17 protein-coding genes are annotated in these 18,723 nt (G+C 68.5%); 7 read left to right on the plus strand and 10 right to left on the minus strand.

All coding sequences use genetic code 11. The features are described 5' to 3' along the window. Positions 1-22: 22 nt before the first annotated feature. From F6A08_RS12535 to F6A08_RS12560, 6 genes are all read right to left on the minus strand, one after another. Positions 23-373 (minus strand): HIT domain-containing protein, encoded by a 351-nt coding sequence (locus F6A08_RS12535; RefSeq protein WP_017202323.1) that lies wholly within the window; start codon positions 371-373, stop codon positions 23-25. Positions 374-422: 49 nt separating this feature from the next. Beyond that, the gene (locus F6A08_RS12540) at positions 423-1,151 is read right to left on the minus strand and encodes a 16S rRNA (uracil(1498)-N(3))-methyltransferase (RefSeq protein ID WP_124895667.1); all 729 of its coding nucleotides are present in this window, start codon (positions 1,149-1,151) and stop codon (positions 423-425) included. 2 nt (positions 1,152-1,153) lie between these two features. Further along, entirely contained in the window at positions 1,154-2,269 is a 1,116-nt protein-coding gene (dnaJ, locus tag F6A08_RS12545) for a molecular chaperone DnaJ (protein WP_151459582.1), read from the minus strand. Positions 2,270-2,306: 37 nt separating this feature from the next. After that, complete coding sequence (gene hrcA, locus F6A08_RS12550; RefSeq protein ID WP_151459583.1) at positions 2,307-3,338, minus strand: heat-inducible transcriptional repressor HrcA; 1,032 nt, start codon at positions 3,336-3,338, stop codon at positions 2,307-2,309. Between the two features lie 69 nt (positions 3,339-3,407). After that, positions 3,408-4,625: a radical SAM family heme chaperone HemW gene (gene hemW / locus F6A08_RS12555; protein WP_124895668.1), complete on the minus strand. Its 1,218-nt coding sequence runs from the start codon at positions 4,623-4,625 to the stop codon at positions 3,408-3,410. Next, the gene (locus F6A08_RS12560) at positions 4,625-5,278 is read right to left on the minus strand and encodes a DUF1990 family protein (protein ID WP_151459584.1); all 654 of its coding nucleotides are present in this window, start codon (positions 5,276-5,278) and stop codon (positions 4,625-4,627) included. The genes hemW and F6A08_RS12560 overlap by 1 nt, the downstream gene beginning before the upstream one ends. Before the next feature lie 241 nt (positions 5,279-5,519). On the opposite strand from F6A08_RS12560, the gene F6A08_RS17770 reads away from it, so the two are divergent. Beyond that, a complete protein-coding gene (locus F6A08_RS17770; RefSeq protein WP_225855821.1) occupies positions 5,520-5,945 on the plus strand; it encodes a GIY-YIG nuclease family protein in 426 nt (141 codons plus the stop codon). Here the strand turns inward: F6A08_RS17770 and lepA are convergent. Further along, the gene (lepA, locus tag F6A08_RS12570) at positions 5,899-7,752 is read right to left on the minus strand and encodes a translation elongation factor 4 (protein WP_017202330.1); all 1,854 of its coding nucleotides are present in this window, start codon (positions 7,750-7,752) and stop codon (positions 5,899-5,901) included. The genes F6A08_RS17770 and lepA overlap by 47 nt on opposite strands. Before the next feature lie 242 nt (positions 7,753-7,994). Between lepA and F6A08_RS12575 the strand changes: the two genes are divergently transcribed. The 5 genes from F6A08_RS12575 to F6A08_RS12595 all read left to right on the plus strand — a co-directional run bounded on the left by F6A08_RS12575 (position 7,995) and on the right by F6A08_RS12595 (position 14,471). Next, positions 7,995-8,978 (plus strand): ABC transporter permease, encoded by a 984-nt coding sequence (locus F6A08_RS12575; protein WP_017202331.1) that lies wholly within the window; start codon positions 7,995-7,997, stop codon positions 8,976-8,978. 1 nt (position 8,979) lies between these two features. After that, entirely contained in the window at positions 8,980-9,912 is a 933-nt protein-coding gene (locus F6A08_RS12580) for an ABC transporter permease (RefSeq protein WP_026049745.1), read from the plus strand. Next, a complete protein-coding gene (locus F6A08_RS12585) occupies positions 9,909-11,837 on the plus strand; it encodes an ABC transporter ATP-binding protein (protein ID WP_151459585.1) in 1,929 nt (642 codons plus the stop codon). The genes F6A08_RS12580 and F6A08_RS12585 overlap by 4 nt, the downstream gene beginning before the upstream one ends. A gap of 117 nt (positions 11,838-11,954) precedes the next feature. Beyond that, positions 11,955-13,664 (plus strand): ABC transporter family substrate-binding protein, encoded by a 1,710-nt coding sequence (locus tag F6A08_RS12590; protein ID WP_124895671.1) that lies wholly within the window; start codon positions 11,955-11,957, stop codon positions 13,662-13,664. Positions 13,665-13,739: 75 nt separating this feature from the next. Next, positions 13,740-14,471: an alpha/beta fold hydrolase gene (locus F6A08_RS12595; RefSeq protein ID WP_151459586.1), complete on the plus strand. Its 732-nt coding sequence runs from the start codon at positions 13,740-13,742 to the stop codon at positions 14,469-14,471. Here F6A08_RS12595 and F6A08_RS12600 read toward each other — a convergent pair. After that, positions 14,466-15,701 (minus strand): MFS transporter, encoded by a 1,236-nt coding sequence (locus F6A08_RS12600; RefSeq protein ID WP_151459587.1) that lies wholly within the window; start codon positions 15,699-15,701, stop codon positions 14,466-14,468. The genes F6A08_RS12595 and F6A08_RS12600 overlap by 6 nt on opposite strands. After that, positions 15,698-17,071 carry a GH1 family beta-glucosidase gene (locus tag F6A08_RS12605; protein ID WP_151459588.1) on the minus strand — a complete coding sequence of 458 codons (1,374 nt, stop codon included), beginning with the start codon at positions 17,069-17,071 and terminating at the stop codon, positions 15,698-15,700. The genes F6A08_RS12600 and F6A08_RS12605 overlap by 4 nt, the downstream gene beginning before the upstream one ends. 222 nt (positions 17,072-17,293) lie before the next feature. On the opposite strand from F6A08_RS12605, the gene rpsT reads away from it, so the two are divergent. Then, positions 17,294-17,554, plus strand: a complete 261-nt coding sequence (gene rpsT / locus F6A08_RS12610) for a 30S ribosomal protein S20 (protein WP_017202338.1) — start codon at positions 17,294-17,296, stop codon at positions 17,552-17,554. A gap of 79 nt (positions 17,555-17,633) precedes the next feature. On the opposite strand, the gene holA is transcribed toward rpsT, so the two are convergent. Continuing rightward, entirely contained in the window at positions 17,634-18,671 is a 1,038-nt protein-coding gene (holA, locus tag F6A08_RS12615) for a DNA polymerase III subunit delta (RefSeq protein WP_151459589.1), read from the minus strand. Positions 18,672-18,723 lie beyond the last annotated feature (52 nt).

Below are 18,723 nucleotides of genomic sequence, written 5' to 3' on the forward strand. Positions count from 1 at the left end.
GCGCTCCTGCGGTTCTTGGTTGTCAGGCACCGACACTCTTCTCGGTCAGTCCTCCGGCCAGCACGTGGGCATGGACGTGGAACACGGTCTGCCCGGCGTTCGGGCCGCTGTTGAAGACGAGGCGGAAGTCGCCGTCGTCGGTGTGCGCCGCTGCCAGCTCCGCCGCGAAGGCGATCATCTCGGCCAGCAGAGCCGGGTCTCCGGCCGCGAGCTCGGCGACGGTACGGTACTCGGCCGTCTTGGGGATGACGAGGAGATGCACCGGCGCCTGGGGCGCGATGTCGCGCAGAGCGAAGAGGCGGTCCGTCTCGGCGAGGATCTCGGCTGGGATCTCCCCGTCGAGGATGCGCGTGAAGATCGAGGGTTCCGTCATGAGGCCAAGTCTACTGACCAGTGCGCGAACCCAGCCCGTGCCTGGGGCGTCACCATCGGCCGAGCGCGACCGACAGCACCGCGATCGCCGCGGGGCCGGCGGTCGATGTGCGCAGCACCGTGTCTCCGAGGAGCACGCGCTCAGCGCCGGCGTCCGTCAGCAGACGGAGCTCCTCGTCTGAGATCCCGCCCTCCGGCCCCACCACGAGCACGAGGTCGCGGCCGTCCGGCACGATCTCCGACAGCTTCGCCGGAGCCGTGGGGTCGAGCAGCAGCACGCGGTCCGAAGCCGCCCGCCGTGCCAGCTGCTTCGTCGTCACGGGCGCTGCGACCTCGGGCAACCAGGCCCGATGCGCCTGCTTCGCGGCCTCGCGCACGATCGTCGCCCACCGCTCCCTGCCTTTCACGGCCTTCGGGCCCTCCCAGCGGGAGACGCTGCGGGCGGCCTGCCACGGCACGATCTCATCGACGCCCAGCTCGCACGCCGCCTGGACGGCGAGCTCGTCGCGATCGCCCTTCGCGAGGGCCTGGACCAGGACGACCCGGGGCCGCAGTGCCGCCTGCTCCGTGCGCTCCGACACGCGGACGTCCACACGCGTCGGCGACACCTCCTCGGCGGTGCCCTCGAGCCAGACGCCGGCTCCGTCACCGACCGTGACCGCCTCGCCGACGCGCAGTCTCCGGACCACCGCCGCATGCTTCGCCTCCGCTCCGGTCAGCGACACGAGGTCTCCGACGCGGGTGTCCGTCGACGATTCGACCAGGAAGTGCAGGGCCATGATCAGTGGCTGCGGAAGCGGTCGCGGAGCTTCGAGAAGAGACCCTGCTGGAACTGTGCGAGCTGCGGCTCCGGCGACTTCGCCTTCTTCGCGAAGTCCTCGATCAACGCGCGCTGAGCGGAGTCGAGCTTGGTCGGAGTGAGCACCTGCACGCCGACGCGCAGGTCGCCGCGCTGGGTGCCGCGCAGCGGGGTGATGCCGCGCCCCTTGATGGTGAGCACGTCGCCGGACTGCACACCGGGGCGGATCTCGAGGTCCACCTCGCCGTCCAGCCCTTGGATAGAGGTCTCGGTGCCGAGGATCGCATCCGTCATCGACACCTCGAGCGTCGCGAGCAGGTCGTCGCCCTCGCGGCTGAAGGCCGGGTGCGGGGTGACCGTCACCTCGACGTACAGATCGCCGTTCGGGCCGCCCGCCTTGCCGACCTCGCCCGAGCCGGGCAGCTGCAGACGCAGTCCGGTCTCGACGCCGGCCGGGATGTCGAGGGAGACCGTGCGACGGGAGCGCACGCGACCCTGGCCGCCGCACGTGCCGCACGGGTACGGGATCGTGGTGCCGTATCCCTCGCAGGTGCCGCAGGGCTGGGACGTGACGACGTTGCCGAGCAGGCTGCGCACCTGTCGCTGGACGTGCCCCGAGCCACCGCAGATGTCGCATGTCACGGGTGAGGTGCCCTCCTGGCAGCACGAGCCCTGACAGGTCTCGCAGAGCACCGCGGTGTCGACCTCGATGTCGCGGTGCGCGCCGAACACGACGTCGCCCAGGTCCAGGGTCACCCGCACGAGCGCGTCCTGCCCCCGCTCCCGGCGTGACCGGGGGCGCGCTCCGCGTCCGCCGCCCTGCGCAGCGCCGAAGAAGGTCTCGAAGATGTCCCCGAAGCCGCCGAAGCCGCCGAAGTCTCCCGCCGTTCCGTCGCCGCCGCCCATGTCGTAGCGACGGCGGGAGTCCTCGTCGCTGAGCACGTCGTACGCGTGGGTGACGAGCTTGAACTTCTCCGCCGCGTCGTCGCCGGGATTCACGTCCGGGTGAAGCTGACGCGCAAGGCGTCGGTACGCCTTCTTGATCTCATCGGTGGAAGCGTCCCGGGACACCCCGAGAACCTCATAGTGGTCCGCCACAATCGCCTTTCTGCGTGTGTCTTCTGAGGCGGCCGCGTCAGCGGCCGGCCTCGTCGTCGTCGAGCATCCGCGACAGGTAGCGGGCCACGGCCCGCGCTGCGGCGAGGTTGCTCGGGTAGTCCATGCGGGTCGGGCCCATCACGCCGACGCGCGCCGTTCCGCTCGGTGCGGCGTAGTTGCTCGCCACGATCGAGGCCTCGCCGAGGCCGAACGGCGCGTTCTCGGTGCCGATGCTCGCCGCGAGTCCGTGCTCGTCGGCCACCATCTCGCTCATCAGCCGCAGCAGCGTGACCTGCTCCTCGATCGCCTCCAGGAGGGGGTGGATGCTGCCGCGGAAGTCCTGCTCCCGCCGCGCGAGCGTCGCCGCTCCCGCCATCACCAGACGTTCCTGTCGGAAGCCGCCGAGCTCGTCGATCACGACGGCGGCGATCGTCCGCAGGATCCGGTCCTGCGGGGTCTCCTCGCCGTCGAGCACCGCCTGAAGGCGGTCGGACGCCTCGCCGATGCCCTGACCCGTGATGAGCGCGGAGAGTCGTGCCCGCAGCACGGCCAGGTCGGGTTCGTCGATCGTCTCCGGCAGCACGACCATGCGCTGCGACACACCGCCGGCGTCTGTCACGAGCACGATCAGCAGCCGATTGGGAGCCAGAGCCACCAGCTCGAGGTGCGTCACATGGGCGCGCGCGAAAGACGGGTACTGCGCGAGCGCCACCTGCCCCGTCAGCTGTGTCAGCACGCGGACGGTGCGCACCATCAGGTCGTCGAGGTCGGCCGGCTCGCCGAGGAAGGACTCGATGGCCGAGCGCTGCGCGGACGAGAGCGGCCGCAGCTGCGCGAGGTGGTTGACGAAGACCCGGTAGCCCTTGTCTGTCGGCACGCGGCCGGAGGACGTGTGGGGAGCCGTGATCAGCTCCTCGTCCTCGAGCAGCGCCATGTCGTTGCGGATGGTCGCCGCCGAGACGCCGAACGAGTGCCGGTCCACGATGGATCGGCTGCCGACGGGTTCGTGGGTCTCGACGTAGTCCTGCACGATCGCGCGGAGAACCTGGAGTCCTCGCTCTGTGACCATCGCCTTCCCTTCCGCTGGCACTCGGACGTTCAGAGTGCCAATCTTACCGCGGACCGGACGCGCTTCGGCTCAATCCGTGAGCTCGCGCACCACCGCGTCGGCGAGCAGTCGCCCGCGCAGGGTCAACTGAATCCGCCCCTGGATCGCCGAGGCGGGATCGACGAGTCCGTCGGCGATGAGCCCGGCGACGCGCTTCCGGTTCTCCAGCGGCACCTCGTCGATGGCGATGCCCTCGCGGATGCGGCTCAGCAGCAGGATGCGCTCGAGGGTGCGGGACTCGGCATCGGGACGCTCGGTTCCGGCGGCGGGAGATTCCGACGCTGCGAGGCGCTGGGCGTAGGCGGCCGGATGCTTCACGTTCCACCAGCGCAGTCCGGCCATGTGGCTGTGCGCGCCGGGACCGAATCCCCACCAGTCGCTCCCCCGCCAGTAGGCGAGGTTGTGTCGGGATCGTTGCGCGGGCGTTCGGGCCCAGTTGCTGACCTCGTACCAGTCGAACCCGCCGGCGGCGAGTCGGGCATCGGCCACCTCGTACATGTCTGCCTGAAGGTCGTCGTCCGGTGTCGGAACCTCGCCGCGGCGGATCTGCCGGGCGAGCTTCGTCCCGTCCTCGATGATGAGCGCGTAGGCCGAGATGTGATCGGGCTCGAGGGCGAGCGCCGCCTCGAGCGAGGCCTCCCAGTCGGCGAGCGACTCCCCCGGCGCACCGTAGATCAGGTCGACGCTCACCGCGAGCCCCGCGTCCTTCGCCGCGGCGACGGCGGTGCGCACGTTCTCGGGCCTGTGGGTGCGGTCCAGTGCCGCGAGCACGTGCGGAACGGCGGACTGCATGCCGACGGACATCCGCGTCACCCCGGCGTCCGCGAGCGTGCGCGCCACGGCGGGCGTCACGGTGTCGGGGTTCGCCTCGACGGTCACTTCGGCGCCCTCGGCGAGCCCGAACGCGGTGGTCGCCGCCTCGAGCATGCGTGCCAGGTCGCCTGCCGGGAGGAGGGTCGGGGTGCCGCCGCCGAAGAACACCGTGTCCATCGGGCGCAGGGCTCCCGCCTCGCCGAGCACCCGGTGCGCGAGCGCGATCTCGGAGATCAGGGTGCTCGCGTAGTCCTCCTGCTTGGCACCGCGCAGCTCGGTCGACGTGTAGGTGTTGAAGTCGCAGTAGCCGCAGCGCACGGTGCAGAACGGGATGTGCAGGTAGGCGGAGAACGGCACGCGCGTATCGACGGGGAGATCGGCCGGCAGCCGGCCGTCCGACGGCGCGGGGTCACCCAGGGGAAGCGGTCCCGCCATCAGAGCGGGGTCGCGTACAGCGGGGAGATCGCCCGGAGGTAGCGCGCGAAGAGCTCCCGGCGACGGCGCTTCACGAGCGCGGGGATCATGCGGTAGGTCATCGCGTTCGGCCGATCGAAGGCGCGCACCGTGAACCAGACCTCGTCGTTGTCCTCGCGCCAGTCCACGTCGAAGGACTCCTCGCCGCTCACGACGGAGCCGCCGATGGTGCCCAGCACGAAGCCGATGCGCCGCGTCTCCTCGGTGACCGAGATCACGCGGAGTTCTGAGTCGGCGCGCATGCCGGCCACGCGGCCGCGCAGGTGCAGGGTCATCCCCGCGCCGACGAACGGCATGCCCTCGGCGTCGTAGCGCGGTTCGACGTCGCGCTTGCTCGGCGCGATCGGGTTGCCCTCGGCGTCGAAGCTCACACCGGCGTAGGCGGGTCCGGGTGCGGGGCGCACATCTTCGACCGAGAGCCCGGCCGCGCGCTGCGCCGTCCACGAGAGGAGCGCCTCCCCCGCTGTCTGGAAGCGTTCGACACCGCTGCCGATCCGCCAGGATTCCTCCGCCGGGATGCTGCGCTCCGGCGGGTACTGCATCAGATCGGGCGCGTGGGTCGCACCCACGGCCGCATAGTCCACCGTGTCGTCTCGGAAAGTCCCGCGCCGCATGAGTTCCAGCCTACTTCGGGTTCCCTGAGCGAACACCCCCCGCGCCGCACGCCGTCACATCCCAAGGTCCCTGACCCCGTCCACCTGGATCCCTGACCACGTCCACCTGGCTCCCCGAGCCCGCCCATCCTTTGGGTCCCTGAGCTTGTCGAAGGGCCCAACCCCCTGGGTCCCCGAGCCCGCCGAAGGGAAGTTGTCCACAACCTCTCCTGTCGGCGCGGATCTCCGGGACCATGGGTCGATGGCTTGGACGTACATCCTGAGGTGCAACGACGGCAGCTTCTACACCGGCAGCACGGACGGCGATCTGGAGGCCCGCGTCTGGGAGCACAACCATGACGACCAGTTCGCGGCGAACTTCACCCGCCGCCGCCGACCGGTCGTCCTCGTTCACGCGGAGCACTTCGACACCGTCGATGCGGCGTTCTTCCGCGAGAAGCAGATTCAAGGATGGAGCAGGCGGAAGAAGCTCGCGCTGATCGAGGACCGGTCCGAGGACCTTCCTGACCTGTCGAAGCCGTCCCAGGGGGACGCTTCGACAAGCTCAGCGACCCAGGCTGGGGAACACGCGCCACGTGAGGGACGCTTCGACAAGCTCAGCGACCCAGTTCCGCGAGGGGCTACTTCTTGTCCTTGCCCTCGACGTCGCCGGAGAGCGCGGCGATGAACGCCTCCTGGGGGACCTCGACGCGACCCACCATCTTCATGCGCTTCTTGCCCTCCTTCTGCTTCTCGAGGAGCTTGCGCTTGCGGGTGATGTCACCGCCGTAGCACTTCGCCAGCACGTCCTTGCGGATTGCGCGGATCGTCTCACGGGCGATGATGCGCGCACCGATCGCGGCCTGGATCGGCACCTCGAACTGCTGGCGAGGGATGAGCTTGCGCAGCCGCTCCGCCATCATCGTGCCGTACGCGTACGCCTTGTCGCGGTGCACGATCGAGCTGAACGCGTCGACCTTCTCGCCCTGGAGGAGGATGTCGACCTTGACGAGGTCGGCCTCCTGCTGCCCGGAGGGCTCGTAGTCGAGCGACGCGTAGCCCTGCGTCTTGGACTTCAGCTGATCGAAGAAGTCGAACACGATCTCGCCGAGCGGCATGTTGTAGCGCAGCTCGACGCGCTCCTCCGAGAAGTACTCCATGCCGAGCAGCGTCCCTCGACGGGACTGGCACAGCTCCATGACGGTGCCGACGTAGTCCTTGGGCAGCAGGATCGCGGCCTTGACCATCGGCTCCGACACCGAGCCGATGCGCCCGTCGGGGTATTCGCTCGGGTTCGTCACGGTCACCGTCTCGCCGGTGTCCGAGGTCACGACTTCATAGATCACGCTCGGGGCCGTGGTGATGAGGTCGAGGCCGAACTCGCGCGCGAGGCGCTCGGTCACGATCTCCAGGTGCAGCAGGCCGAGGAAGCCGCAGCGGAAGCCGAAACCGAGGGCCACGGAGGTCTCCGGCTCGTACTGCAGGGAGGCATCGGAGAGCTTCAGCTTGTCGAGCGCCTCACGCAGCTCCGCGTAGTCGCTGCCGTCGATCGGGTAGATGCCCGAGAAGACCATGGGCTTCGGGTCCGTGTAGCCGGGAAGAGCCTCCGCCGCGGGCTTGCGGGCGTTCGTGATCGTGTCGCCGACCTTCGACTGGCGCACATCCTTCACGCCGGTGATGAGGTAGCCCACCTCGCCGACACCGAGTCCCTTGGTCGGGGTCGGCTCGGGGCTCGACACACCGACCTCGAGGGCTTCGTGGTTCGCGCCGGTCGACATCATCTGGATGCGCTCGCGGGGCGACAGGCTGCCGTCGACCATGCGTACGTAGGTGACGACGCCGCGGTAGGCGTCGTACACCGAGTCGAAGATCATCGCGCGGGCAGGAGCGTCCGCGTCGCCGGTCGGTGCCGGGATCTCCTGGACCAGTCGGTCGAGAAGGTCCTCGACGCCGGCCCCGGTCTTGCCCGAGACACGCAGCACGTCTTCCGGCTTCCCGCCGATGAGCGATGCCAGCTCCTTGGCATACTTCTCCGGGTCGGCCGCCGGCAGGTCGATCTTGTTCAGCACCGGGATGATGTGGAGATCGTTCTCGAGCGCGAGGTAGAGGTTGGCGAGAGTCTGCGCTTCGATGCCCTGCGCGGCGTCGACGAGCAGGATCGCGCCCTCGCAGGCGGCGAGGGAACGCGACACCTCATATGTGAAGTCGACGTGCCCGGGGGTGTCGATCATGTTCAGGGCGACGGTCTGCCCGTCGAGCTCCCACGGCATCCTGACCGCCTGGCTCTTGATCGTGATGCCGCGCTCGCGCTCGATGTCCATCCGGTCGAGGTACTGCGCCCGCATGTCGCGGTCCGACACGACTCCGGTGATCTGGAGCATGCGGTCGGCGAGGGTCGACTTGCCGTGGTCGATGTGGGCGATGATGCAGAAATTGCGGATCTGCGCAGCCGGCGTCGCGGCAGGCTGAAGCGGGGTGAGAGCGCGTGGGGACATGTCCACTCGATTGTACGGTGAGGGACGGCTAATCCCCGATTCGGCCACAGCGGTGATAGTCTCCCGAAGTTGCCCGGGACAAATGCATGACACCAGATCCCGTAAGCGATAAGACTCCGTCACAGACCCCGTGGTGGCCGTCGCGTCGCGCAGTACGGTAGATGGTGGTTGAATATCTACCCGACTCAGCGTTGCGTCGGCGGATCCCGAGCGCGTCTGTAGAAGAGAAAGACTGACCCCCCTTGATCAAGTACCTCGTGCGCCGCGCACTCGGCTGGCTGCTCATGATCGTGGTCGCCACGAATCTCACGTTCTTCCTCGCGTGGGGATTCCTCGATCCGCGCAGCAACTACGTCGGACGGCGCCCGCCGCTCACTCCGGAGCAGATCGACAACGTCCTGATCCCCCGGAACCTGAGCGACACCGTTCCGCTGATCGAACGGTGGTGGAACTGGTTCACGAGCATCGTCCTGCGCTGGGACTGGGGCGTCAGCCCGACTGGGCAGTCGGTGAACGAGCAGGTCGCCTACCGCATGTGGGTCAGCGCCGAGCTCGTCCTCGGCGCCACGATCATCGCCGCCGTCCTCGGCATCTGGCTCGGCGTCTACACCGCCTCCCGTCAGTACAAGCTCGCGGACCGCATCGGCCAGGCGACCTCGATCATCACGATGAACATCAACATCATCGTCGCCGCTCTCGCCGTCGTGCTCCTCGCCATCGCACTCAACGAGGCGACCGGCGTCCGCATCTTCTACGTCACCGGCTCCTCCAGCCCTGGCGTCACCGGCTTCTTCCCCACGATCGTCGATGCACTCCAGCACGTGACGCTCCCGACGATCGCCCTCGTGCTCGTCGGATACGCGCAGTACCACTTCCTGCAGCGCTCGCTGCTGCTGGACAACATCAACGCCGACTACGTCCGCACGGCACGCGCGAAGGGTCTGACCAAGGCCCAGGCGGTGCGCAAGCACGCCCTGCGGACCTCGCTCATCCCCGTCGCGACGCAGGTCGCCTTCACGATCCCGACGATCTTCACCGGCGCGATCCTGACCGAGTCGATCTTCGCCTGGCAGGGAATGGGGCGCTACTTCCTCGACACCATCAACCAGAACGACATCAACGGCGTGGTGGCTGTCGCCGCCTTCGGCGCCGTGCTGACCGCGATCGGCGCCGTGCTCGCCGACATCGTCGTCGTCGTCCTCGACCCGCGAGTGAGGGTGAGCTGATATGACCACCGATATGATCGATCCGCTGGTCGAGCCGCCCGTCGGCCCGGCACAGCCTGCGGAAGCCGCCGCCGAGAAGTCCCTCTCGAAGTGGACCCTCTACAGCCGCCGCTTCATGCGCAACAAGCCGGCCGTCGCCGGCGTGATCATCCTGATCGTCCTGGTCCTGTTCGCGACGCTCGGCCCGCTCCTCTCGCCGTATGCCGTCAACGACATGGACTTCCTGTCGCTCGGCAAGGGACCCTCCGCCGAGCACTGGTTCGGCACCAACGGCGCCGGCAACGACACCTACACCCAGACCGCTATCGGTCTGCAGCGCTCCCTCATGATCGCGATCACGGTGTCGGTAGGCACGACGATCCTCTCCGCCCTGGTCGGCACGGCCGCCGCCTACTTCGGCGGCTGGTTCGAGCGGATCGCCCTGCTGGTCATCCACTTCATGATGGTCGTCCCGACCTTCCTCATGCTCTCGGTGATCTCGAACGACTCCGGTGGCGTCTGGTGGGTCATCGCGCTCGTCATGATCTTCATCGGGTGGTTCTTCCCCGCGCGCATCATCTGGACCATGACCCTCTCCCTCCGGGAGCGCGAGTACGTCCAGGCGGCACGGTACATGGGCGTCCCCGGCACACGCATCGTCCTGCGGCACCTCGTCCCCAACATCGGGTCGCTGCTGGTGATCAACTTCACCATGGGCATCGTCGCCGCCGTCACCACCGAGACCGGACTGTCGTTCATCGGTTTCGGCGTGAAGATCCCCGATGTATCGCTCGGCTCGCTGATCGGCGAGGGCAGCACGTCCATCACCAGCTCCCCGTGGCTGTTCTACTTCCCGGCCCTGGCCCTCACGCTGCTGACCGTCTCCATGGCGTTGATCGCCGACGGCCTGCGTGACGCCCTCGACCCCACCTCGGCTGCAGGAGGCCGCGCATGAGCCCCGTACTGTCCGTCCGCGACCTCAGGGTCAGCTTCGCCTCCGAGGCGGGACGCGTCGATGCCGTCCGCGGCGTCTCGTTCGATCTGGAAGCCGGCAAGACGCTCGGCATCGTCGGCGAGTCCGGGTCGGGCAAGTCCGTCACCTCGCTCGCCGTCATGGGCCTGCTCGACGAGAACGCCAAGGTCAGCGGCTCGATCATGTTCGACGGTCAGGAGCTGCTCGGGAAGACCGACTCGCAGCTGTCCGCCATCCGCGGCAACGGCATCTCGATGATCTTCCAGGACCCGCTGACCTCGCTCACCCCGGTCTACACCGTCGGCGCGCAGCTGATCGAGGCTCTCACGGTGCACCGCAACCTCAGCGCCAAGGAGGCGAACGCTCGCGCGATCGATCTCCTCAAGCTCGTGGGCATCCCCGAGCCGGAGAAGCGGATGAAGGCCTTCCCGCACGAGTTCTCCGGCGGCATGCGACAGCGCGTCGTGATCGCGATCGCGATGGCGAACGACCCGAAACTCATCATCGCCGACGAGCCGACGACCGCGCTGGACGTCACGATCCAGGCCCAGATCCTCGACCTGATCGAGAAGGCGCAGGCGGAGACCGGCGCCGCGGTCATGATGATCACGCACGACATGGGTGTGGTCGCCCGCACCGCGGACGACGTCATGGTCATGTACGCCGGCAAGCCGGTGGAGCAGGCTCCCGTGCGCGAGCTCTTCCACCAGACCCGCATGCCGTACTCCATCGGTCTCCTCGGTGCGATCCCGCGCGTCGACAAGGCCGAGAAGGAGCCGCTCACCCCGATCAAGGGCAACCCTCCGCTGCTGATCAACCTCCCGGACGCCTGCCCGTTCGCGGATCGCTGCCCGATCGTGATGGACGCGTGCCGCACGCGCGAGCCGGAGCTCCTTCCTGTCGCCACGGCCGGCGGCGCCGAGCACCGGGCCGCCTGCATCCGCTCGCACGAGATCGAGGACGGCGGCATGCTCGGCGGACTCCCGGTCTACCCCGTGCGCGAGGCTCCCGAGAGCGCCCTGACGCGTCTCCCGCGGGAGGAGCGACCGATCACCCTCGAGGTCAAGAACCTCACGAAGACGTTCCCCCTCCTCAAGGGCGCGTTCCTCAAGCGCAAGGTGGGCGAGGTCCACGCCGTCAAGGGCATCAGCTTCGACGTGCGCGAGGGCGAGACCATGGCCATCGTGGGCGAGTCCGGCAGTGGCAAGACGACGACGCTGCTCCAGATCATGGACATGATCAAGCAGACCGAGGGCGACATCGTCATCGCCGGCACGAGCGTGAACGACATCCGCAGCCGCAAGGTGGAGCGTGCGCTCCGTCGCGACATCCAGATCGTGTTCCAGGACCCGATGGGCGCGCTCGACCCGCGCATGACGGTCGCGGACATCATCTCCGAGCCGCTGTCGGCGATCGGCACGCCGAAGGCGGAGATCCAGCGACGCGTCGGCGAGCTGATGGACCTCGTCGGCCTCAACCCCGCGCACCGTGACCGCTTCCCGCAGGCGTTCTCCGGCGGACAGCGTCAGCGCATCGGCATCGCCAGGGCCCTGTCGACCAACCCGAAGATCGTCGTTCTCGATGAGCCCGTCTCGGCGCTGGACGTCTCGATCCAGGCCGGCGTGATCAACCTGCTCGACGACCTCAAGGTCAAGCTCGGCCTGTCCTACCTGTTCGTCGCGCACGACCTCTCCGTGGTCCGTCACATCGCCGACCGGGTCGCCGTGATGTACCTCGGCGACTTCGTCGAGCACGGGGATGTGGACGAGGTCTTCGACAACCCGAAGCACCCGTACACGCGCGCTCTGCTGTCGGCGATCCCTGTTCCGGATCCGGACATCGAGCGCACGCGGCAGCGGATCGTCTTCGATCCCGCGTCGGTCACCGACCAGCCCGTCGCCTCCTGAGCCCACAGCGCATGACGGTCCGATAACGGTTAAGTCAGATTCACTTGCCGCAGGGGCATTCATGCACCCGGCGAACTATTCTCCCCTTATGACACGCCGCAAGGCGAAAGGAGCACCATGAAGCAGTACAAGCTGATGGGAGCGCTGGCACTCACCGGCGCTTTCGCACTCGCGCTCAGCGGGTGCGCTGCCGGTAACAGCGGCAGTGGCGACAACAGCGACAACGGCGAGGCCGCCGAGGTCGAGATGGCGAACTACAACCCCCAGCCCCGCGAAAACCTCAAGGAGGGTGGCGAGGTCAACTTCGCGATCCGCGAGGTCCCGCCGCAGCTGAACGCGTTCAACAGCGACGGCAGCGCCGACACCGCGCGCATCGCCGCGTGGTACACGCCGCAGCTCATCCTGATGAAGCCGGACGGCACGCAGTACAAGAACGACAACTACCTGTCCGAGTGGAAGAACGAGGTCAAGGACGGCAAGACCGTTCTGACCTTCACGTTCACGGACGAGGCCCACTGGAACGACGGCACGGACATGGACTGGACCGCCATCGACGCCACGTGGAAGGCCAACCGCTCCTACGACGAGGGCTTCAACCCGAACGCGACCGACGGCTACAAGGACATCGAGTCCGTCGAGCAGGGCGACACGCCCAAGACGGCGATCGTGACCTTCAAGAGCGAGTTCGCCTGGCCGCAGATGCCCTTCAACGGCGGCGTCATCCACCCGGCCCTCGCCGACCCGACCACGTTCAACGAGGCCATGGTCGAGAACCCGCACCCCGAGTGGGGTGCCGGCCCGTACACCGTCGACGAGTTCGACGCCAACAAGGGCTACATCTCCTTCAAGCCGAACCCCGAGTGGTGGGGCGACGCTCCCCTGCTCGACAAGGTCACGATGACCGGCATGGACGGCCAGGCCGGCGTCAACGCCTTCAAGAACGGCGAAGTCGACATGGTCGAGACGGGCTCCCAGGAGCTCATCGACCAGGTCAAGGACGTCGACGGCGCGAAGGTGTACCGCGCGCAGCAGACCGCCAACACCATCCTGCAGGTCGACTCGACCAAGCCGCAGTTCGAGGACGTCAAGGTCCGCGAGGCGTTCTTCAAGGCCATCAACATCGACCAGCAGAAGCAGATCGCCTGGAACGGCCTCGGCTACGAAGAGGACCCGGCCGGCTCGCTGACCCTGTTCTCCTTCCAGCCCGGCTACAAGGACTCCATGAAGGCCGCCGGCTGGGAGTTCGATGTCGAGGGCGCCAAGAAGCTCCTCGACGAGGCCGGCTGGACCGAGGGCTCCGACGGCATCCGCGAGAAGGACGGCGTCAAGCTCTCCGTGGTCTACCCGATCTGGAGCGACACCGCCACGCAGAAGGCGCTCGCCCAGTCGCTGCAGGCGCAGGAGAAGGAGGTCGGCATCGACGTCAAGGTCGAGGTCCGTCCCGCCAGCCAGTTCTCCGACGACTACACCTCGAAGAACTGGGACGTCTCCGGACTCCGCTTCACCTCGTCCGACCCGTTCGGTGCCGCCTGGTTCTGCCAGCTGTACTGCTCGGACTCCGGTCTCAACCTGTCGGGTGTCGGTGACGCCGAGCTCGACGCCGAGATCAAGGACAAGGTCGAGTCGCAGAGCGACCCCGAGGCGCAGACCGCTGCCGCGATGGAGCTCGAGCCCGAGATCTACAAGCGCTGGGGCCTGATCCCGCTCTACAACGGCCCGCAGATCTACACGGTGCAGGAGGGTCTGGCGAACCTGACCCCCGAGCCCTACGTGGGTCTGGACCTCTTCGGCATCCAGCCGGTGGAGAACGTGGGCTGGGAGAAGTAATCCTCTCTGACACGTTCCGTGTCGAAGCGGGGCCGGTGGTTCATCCACCGGCCCCGCTTTCCTTATGCTGACGCCGTGACCGCTCAGATCGTCTTCGTGCACGGCATCCGCACGTCGGCCACGATGTGGCGCGCGCAGCTCGCCTACCTCGAGTCCCGGGGGCGCCGGGCGACAGCGGTCGATCTGCCTGGTCACGGCAGCCGCATGGATGAGGATTTCTCTCTCCACGAGGCGCTGCACACGGTCGACCTCGCCGTTCGCGCCGGCGCCGAGGACGGGCCCGTCCTGCTCGTCGGGCACTCGATGGGCGGGCTGCTGTCGCTGGCGTACACGGGAGGCGCGGAGAAGCCGCCTGTCGCCGGTCTCGTGGCCGCCGCCTGCACCTCGTTCCCGCAGGGGGCGGGCCTCGCGGCGTACCGCCTGTTCGCCCGGGCCTTCGATGCGCTGCCGGACCGCGGCATGTGGCTCACCCAGCGGATGCTCGCGGCGACGATCCCGGAGGAGCACCGTGGGGACTTCGCGGCCGGCGGCTACGCGCTGGACACCCAGGATTCGGCTCTGCGGAGTCTGGCGGCTCTCGACGTCGCGTCCGCGGTTGCGCGCATCGACGTGCCGCTGTGGTTCGTGAACGGGCAGTACGACCAGCTGCGACTGAACGAGCCCGCCTTCCGTCGCCTGGCGCCGCATGCGGAGCTCATCGTCGTGCCGCGGACGACGCACCTCGTGACGACGATGCGACCGCAGGTCTTCAACGCCGTGCTGGGGGTCGCGATCGCCACGGTCGAGCAGCGGGCCGCCTCCTCATGACCGGCTCGGTTGTCGCGCGAAGGCCGTGAGGAGCCCGCCGACCAGGGAGAGCACGGCCGCCGCGACGAAGACCAGCCAGAACCCGCCGACCAGGGCGACCAGCCCCGCCCCCAGCACCGGTCCGATGAGCTGCCCCAGTGCTGCCGTGACGTTCACGATCCCCAGATCCCTCGCGTGATCCTGTTCGTCGGGCAGCAGATCCGCCGCGAACGCGAGCCCCACGGTCGAGAACGCGCCGTATCCCAATCCCATGAGCGCCGCGGCCACCATCGTCATCTCGAATGTCGGCACGAGAGCGATCGCGACCCCGGAGGCCGCCTGGACCACCGTGGCGGCGACAGCGAGCGTCCGGCGGTTGCCGGTGCGGTCCGAGACCACGCCCGTGATCACCGAAGCGATGACGACGAACACGGTGTACACGAGGATGAGCAGCAGCAGGTTGTCCTGGGCTACCGGGGTCGGCTGACCCAGACCGTGCAGCAGGAAGAAGAGGAACAGCGCCGTCCCGAGCGCGTTGCCGATGTTCGTCACCAGGCGGCCGGAGAGCATCCACGCGAAGTCGCGGTCGCGGAGAGAGGCGAGCGGATGACGCCCGATCCGGGTCGGACGCATCTCCTCCGTCGACGGCGGGTCGGGCAGCAGCAGCGCCGCCGCCGACCCGACGACCGCGATGACTCCCGCCAGCAGCAGATACCCCTCACGGATTCCCAGACCGAGCAGCACCACCAGGCCAACACCGAGGACGATGCCCACGGCCTGGCTGGACCCCACGGCGGCCGAGGCGGCGCCGCGCTGCGTGGTCGGCAGCTGATCCGCGATCAGCGCCGTGAACGCGGCGGACGAGACGGCCACCCCGATCGAAACGCCCACCCAGCCGGCGCCGACGCCCCACGGACCCTCCGCGAACCCGGTGAGCACCAGACAGACGGCCGTGAGCAGCACTCCGCCCAGCGCCCAGGGGCGGCGTCGATGGCGTCCCGCCGCACCCCGATCGGACAGCGCGCCGGCGGCCGGTCCCGCCAGGATTCCCGCGAGACCGCCGATCCCGAGAACGAGTCCGGACGAGACGACCCCGCCGATCCAGTCGTCCTCCGGCGTGTCCAGCTGCAGCGGGAGGAGCAGCTGGACCGGTGTGAGCTGCACCGTCCAGATCGCGAGCCATGCCAGGGTGAACAGCGACATCCATCGGAGACCCGCCCTCCTCGTCCGCGTGGGCGAGATCTCGGTCATCGCCCGGCCGCCGTCGCGGTGGTCTCGGCACGTGTGCTCGCGATGAGATCGCGATACCAGTGGTAGGACGCCTTCGGGGTCCGCTCCCCCGTCTCGAAGTCGACGTGGACGAGACCGAACCGCTGCGTGTAGCCGTCGGCCCACTCCCAGTTGTCGAGCAGCGACCACACGGTGTACTCCTCCACGGGGACGCCTGCGTCCATCGCCTCGGACAACGCGGCGATGTGCCCGGCCAGGTAGGCGATCCGCTCCGTGTCCTCGACGCGAGCAGCGCGCGACGGCTCGGGGAACGACGCCCCGTTCTCGCCGATGACCACCGGAGGCAGATCCGGATGCCTCCGGTGCAGATCGATCAGGAGGTCGCACAGCGCTTCGGGCAGGATCGGCCATTCCGGTCCGAAGCCGGTGACGGGAACGCCCGGCGTCGGCACGAGATCGAACGGGATCGGACCTGCTTCCGGAGCGGCGGTCACCGTCGTCGGGTTGTAGAAGTTGATGCCGTAGAAGTCGATCGAGCCTCCGATGACCTCCAGATCGCCGTCGTGCACCGGCATGGCAGGGAGCCCGAGCGCCTCGAGCTCGGGGTACGCACCGGCGAGCAGCGGTTCGCTGAAGACCCGGTTGTGGAGCAGGTCGTAGAGCCCGGCGGCCTGCCGGTCCTCCGCGGTGTCATGCAGCGGAAGGACGCGGGTGTGGTTGTTGGTCAGTCCGACGCGGGCGGCTCCGTGAGCCCGCAGGACCGACGCCGCGCGAGCGTGCGCGAGCAGCTGGTGGTGCACGGTCGGCAGGGCGTCGAAGAGCAGCTGCCGCCCCGGAGCGAGCGAGCCGACGGCATACCCCTGCAGCGTCGTCATCGCCGGCTCGTTCAGGGTGTACCAGTCCGTCACCCGATCGGCGAGGCGGTCCGCGACGATAGCGGCGTAGTCGGCGAACCGCTCGGCGGTGTCACGCTCCAGCCAGCCGCCGTTCGCTTCCACCATGCTCGGCATCTCCCAGTGGAAGAGCGTCGGGAACGGCGCGACGCCGGCGTCGAGCAGCAGGTCGACCAGGCGCGAGTAATGATCGAGCGCCATGCGATCGCCCGGTCCGATGCCGTCCGGCTGCACGCGCGCCCACGGGATGGAGAACCGATAGCGATCGATACCCAGGCCCGCCGCGAGCTCCACGTCCGCCTCGGGTCGGCGGAAGCTGTCGCACGCGGGATCGGCGGTCGTGCCGTCGACGATCGCTCCCGGGCGCTCCAGGAAGTCGTCCCAGATCGATCGTCCAGAGGCGCCGGTCGGGCGAGAACCCTCGATCTGGAAGGCGGAGGTCGCTGCAGCCCAGCGGAGCCCCACGGGCACGGAAGGACGGCGGGGGTCGGGGGTCATCGGGCTCCTTGACGTCGTTGTCGGGATAAGGACGATTCTGCACCCGGTACCATCGAACGCGCGACCGGGTTTCGCATCGTTCCCGCCGTTTCGCGTGATCGCCCGGTCTGCTGGTAGACTCGACTCTTGGCTTGCGTGTGGGTTCTTCCCTCACGACCGCTGTGCAGCAGCCCTCTTCTGCTGCCGGCATTCCGAACAATCCTGTACAGAAAGCGTCCACACGTGGCAAACATCAAGTCGCAGATCAAGCGCAACAAGACCAACGAGAAGGCTCGCGAGCGCAACAAGGCGGTCAAGAGCGAGCTCAAGACCCTCATCCGCACGACGCGCACCGCTGTCGCCGCCGGTGACAAGTCCGCCGCCGAGGCCGGCCTGAAGAAGGCTGCCGTCAAGCTCGACAAGGCCGTCAGCAAGGGCGTCCTGCACAAGAACCAGGCTTCGAACCGCAAGTCGGCTCTCGCCAAGCAGGTCTCCGCTCTCTGAGTGTGAACTTCGGAGAAAGGCCCGTCCCGTTCGCGGGGCGGGCCTTCTTCGTGTGTCGGTCGGTAGATCGGGGGTCGAGCTACTCGCCGAACGGCTGACGGGTGGCGATCACCGTGACCATGCGCTCCAGAGCGAAGATCGGGTCGCGTGCGGCGCCCTTGACCTCGCCATCGGCTCGCGCGGTCGCCTGGATCGCCAGGCCGAGCGAGCGCTCGTTCCACCCGGCGAGGTCGCGGCGGGCGCGATCGACCTGCCAGTCCTTCATGCCAAGACGCTGCGCGAGCTGTCGACTCGGTTCGCGGTTACCCGCGACACGCGCCATCGTGCGGAGCTTCATCGCGAACGCCGCGACCATGGGCACTGGGTCCGCACCGGAGGACAGGGCGTGACGGAGGGCGATCAACGCCTCGCCGTAGCGGCCGGCGATCGCGGTGTCTGCCACGACGAAGGCCGAGACCTCCACACGGCCGCCGTAGTACTTCGTGACGACCGCTTCGGTGATGTCGCCCTCGACGTCGCCGATGAGCTGCTGGCAGGCCGCAGCCAGCTCGGTCAGGTCGTCGGCGAAAGCGGAGACGAGCGCGCGCAGCGCCGCGGGAGCGATGCGCTTCTGAGCGGCGCGGAACTCTCCGGCGGCGAAGTCGACCCGGTCGCCGTCGCGCTTGACCGCGGGGCACGCGATCTCGATGCCACCGCCGCTGCCGGCTCGGACCGCGTCGAGGAGCTTCTTGCCGCGGACGCTCGCGCCGGTGTGGCGGAGGATGACCGTCGCGCCTTCCTGCGGGTTGTCGAGGTACGACACGGCCTCCTGGATGAAGGCATCGGAGCACTTCTCCACCCCGGACACGCGCACGAGCCGCGGTTCGCCGAACAGCGAGGGCGAAGTGAGCGAGAGCAGCGTGCCGGGCGCGTAGTCGTCGGCGCGCACGTCGCTGACCTCCAGCGCCGGGTCTTCGGCTCGCAGGTAATCGCGAACGCCCGCGATGGCGCGCTCCGCGCAGACCTCCTCCGGACCGGAGACGAGGACGATCGGCGCAGGGTGCGGCTCGCGCCAGGACACCTGAGGGATCTTGGTGGGCTTCGCACCGCCGCGGGAAGGGGGTCGCGAGGCTGCCATGGATCCAGCCTACCCGCGTCGCCCGACACGGTGTCTCCTCCGATCCGGTGCA

This window comes from Microbacterium algeriense (assembly GCF_008868005.1).
Lineage (GTDB): Bacteria > Actinomycetota > Actinomycetes > Actinomycetales > Microbacteriaceae > Microbacterium > Microbacterium algeriense.

What these genes read in the sequence shown, in the direction of transcription:
- F6A08_RS12590 (WP_124895671.1), top strand. Translation starts at nt 11,955, where the DNA reads ATGAAGCAGTACAAGCTGATGGGAGCGCTGGCACTCACCGGCGCTTTC.
- F6A08_RS12600 (WP_151459587.1), bottom strand. Translation starts at nt 15,701, where the DNA reads ATGACCGAGATCTCGCCCACGCGGACGAGGAGGGCGGGTCTCCGATGG.
- holA (WP_151459589.1), bottom strand. Translation starts at nt 18,671, where the DNA reads ATGGCAGCCTCGCGACCCCCTTCCCGCGGCGGTGCGAAGCCCACCAAG.
- F6A08_RS12560 (WP_151459584.1), bottom strand. Translation starts at nt 5,278, where the DNA reads ATGCGGCGCGGGACTTTCCGAGACGACACGGTGGACTATGCGGCCGTG.
- F6A08_RS12585 (WP_151459585.1), top strand. Translation starts at nt 9,909, where the DNA reads ATGAGCCCCGTACTGTCCGTCCGCGACCTCAGGGTCAGCTTCGCCTCC.
- F6A08_RS12605 (WP_151459588.1), bottom strand. Translation starts at nt 17,071, where the DNA reads ATGACCCCCGACCCCCGCCGTCCTTCCGTGCCCGTGGGGCTCCGCTGG.
- F6A08_RS12540 (WP_124895667.1), bottom strand. Translation starts at nt 1,151, where the DNA reads ATGGCCCTGCACTTCCTGGTCGAATCGTCGACGGACACCCGCGTCGGA.
- F6A08_RS12580 (WP_026049745.1), top strand. Translation starts at nt 8,980, where the DNA reads ATGACCACCGATATGATCGATCCGCTGGTCGAGCCGCCCGTCGGCCCG.
- F6A08_RS12535 (WP_017202323.1), bottom strand. Translation starts at nt 373, where the DNA reads ATGACGGAACCCTCGATCTTCACGCGCATCCTCGACGGGGAGATCCCA.
- hemW (WP_124895668.1), bottom strand. Translation starts at nt 4,625, where the DNA reads ATGGCGGGACCGCTTCCCCTGGGTGACCCCGCGCCGTCGGACGGCCGG.
- lepA (WP_017202330.1), bottom strand. Translation starts at nt 7,752, where the DNA reads ATGTCCCCACGCGCTCTCACCCCGCTTCAGCCTGCCGCGACGCCGGCT.
- hrcA (WP_151459583.1), bottom strand. Translation starts at nt 3,338, where the DNA reads ATGGTCACAGAGCGAGGACTCCAGGTTCTCCGCGCGATCGTGCAGGAC.
- F6A08_RS17770 (WP_225855821.1), top strand. Translation starts at nt 5,520, where the DNA reads ATGGCTTGGACGTACATCCTGAGGTGCAACGACGGCAGCTTCTACACC.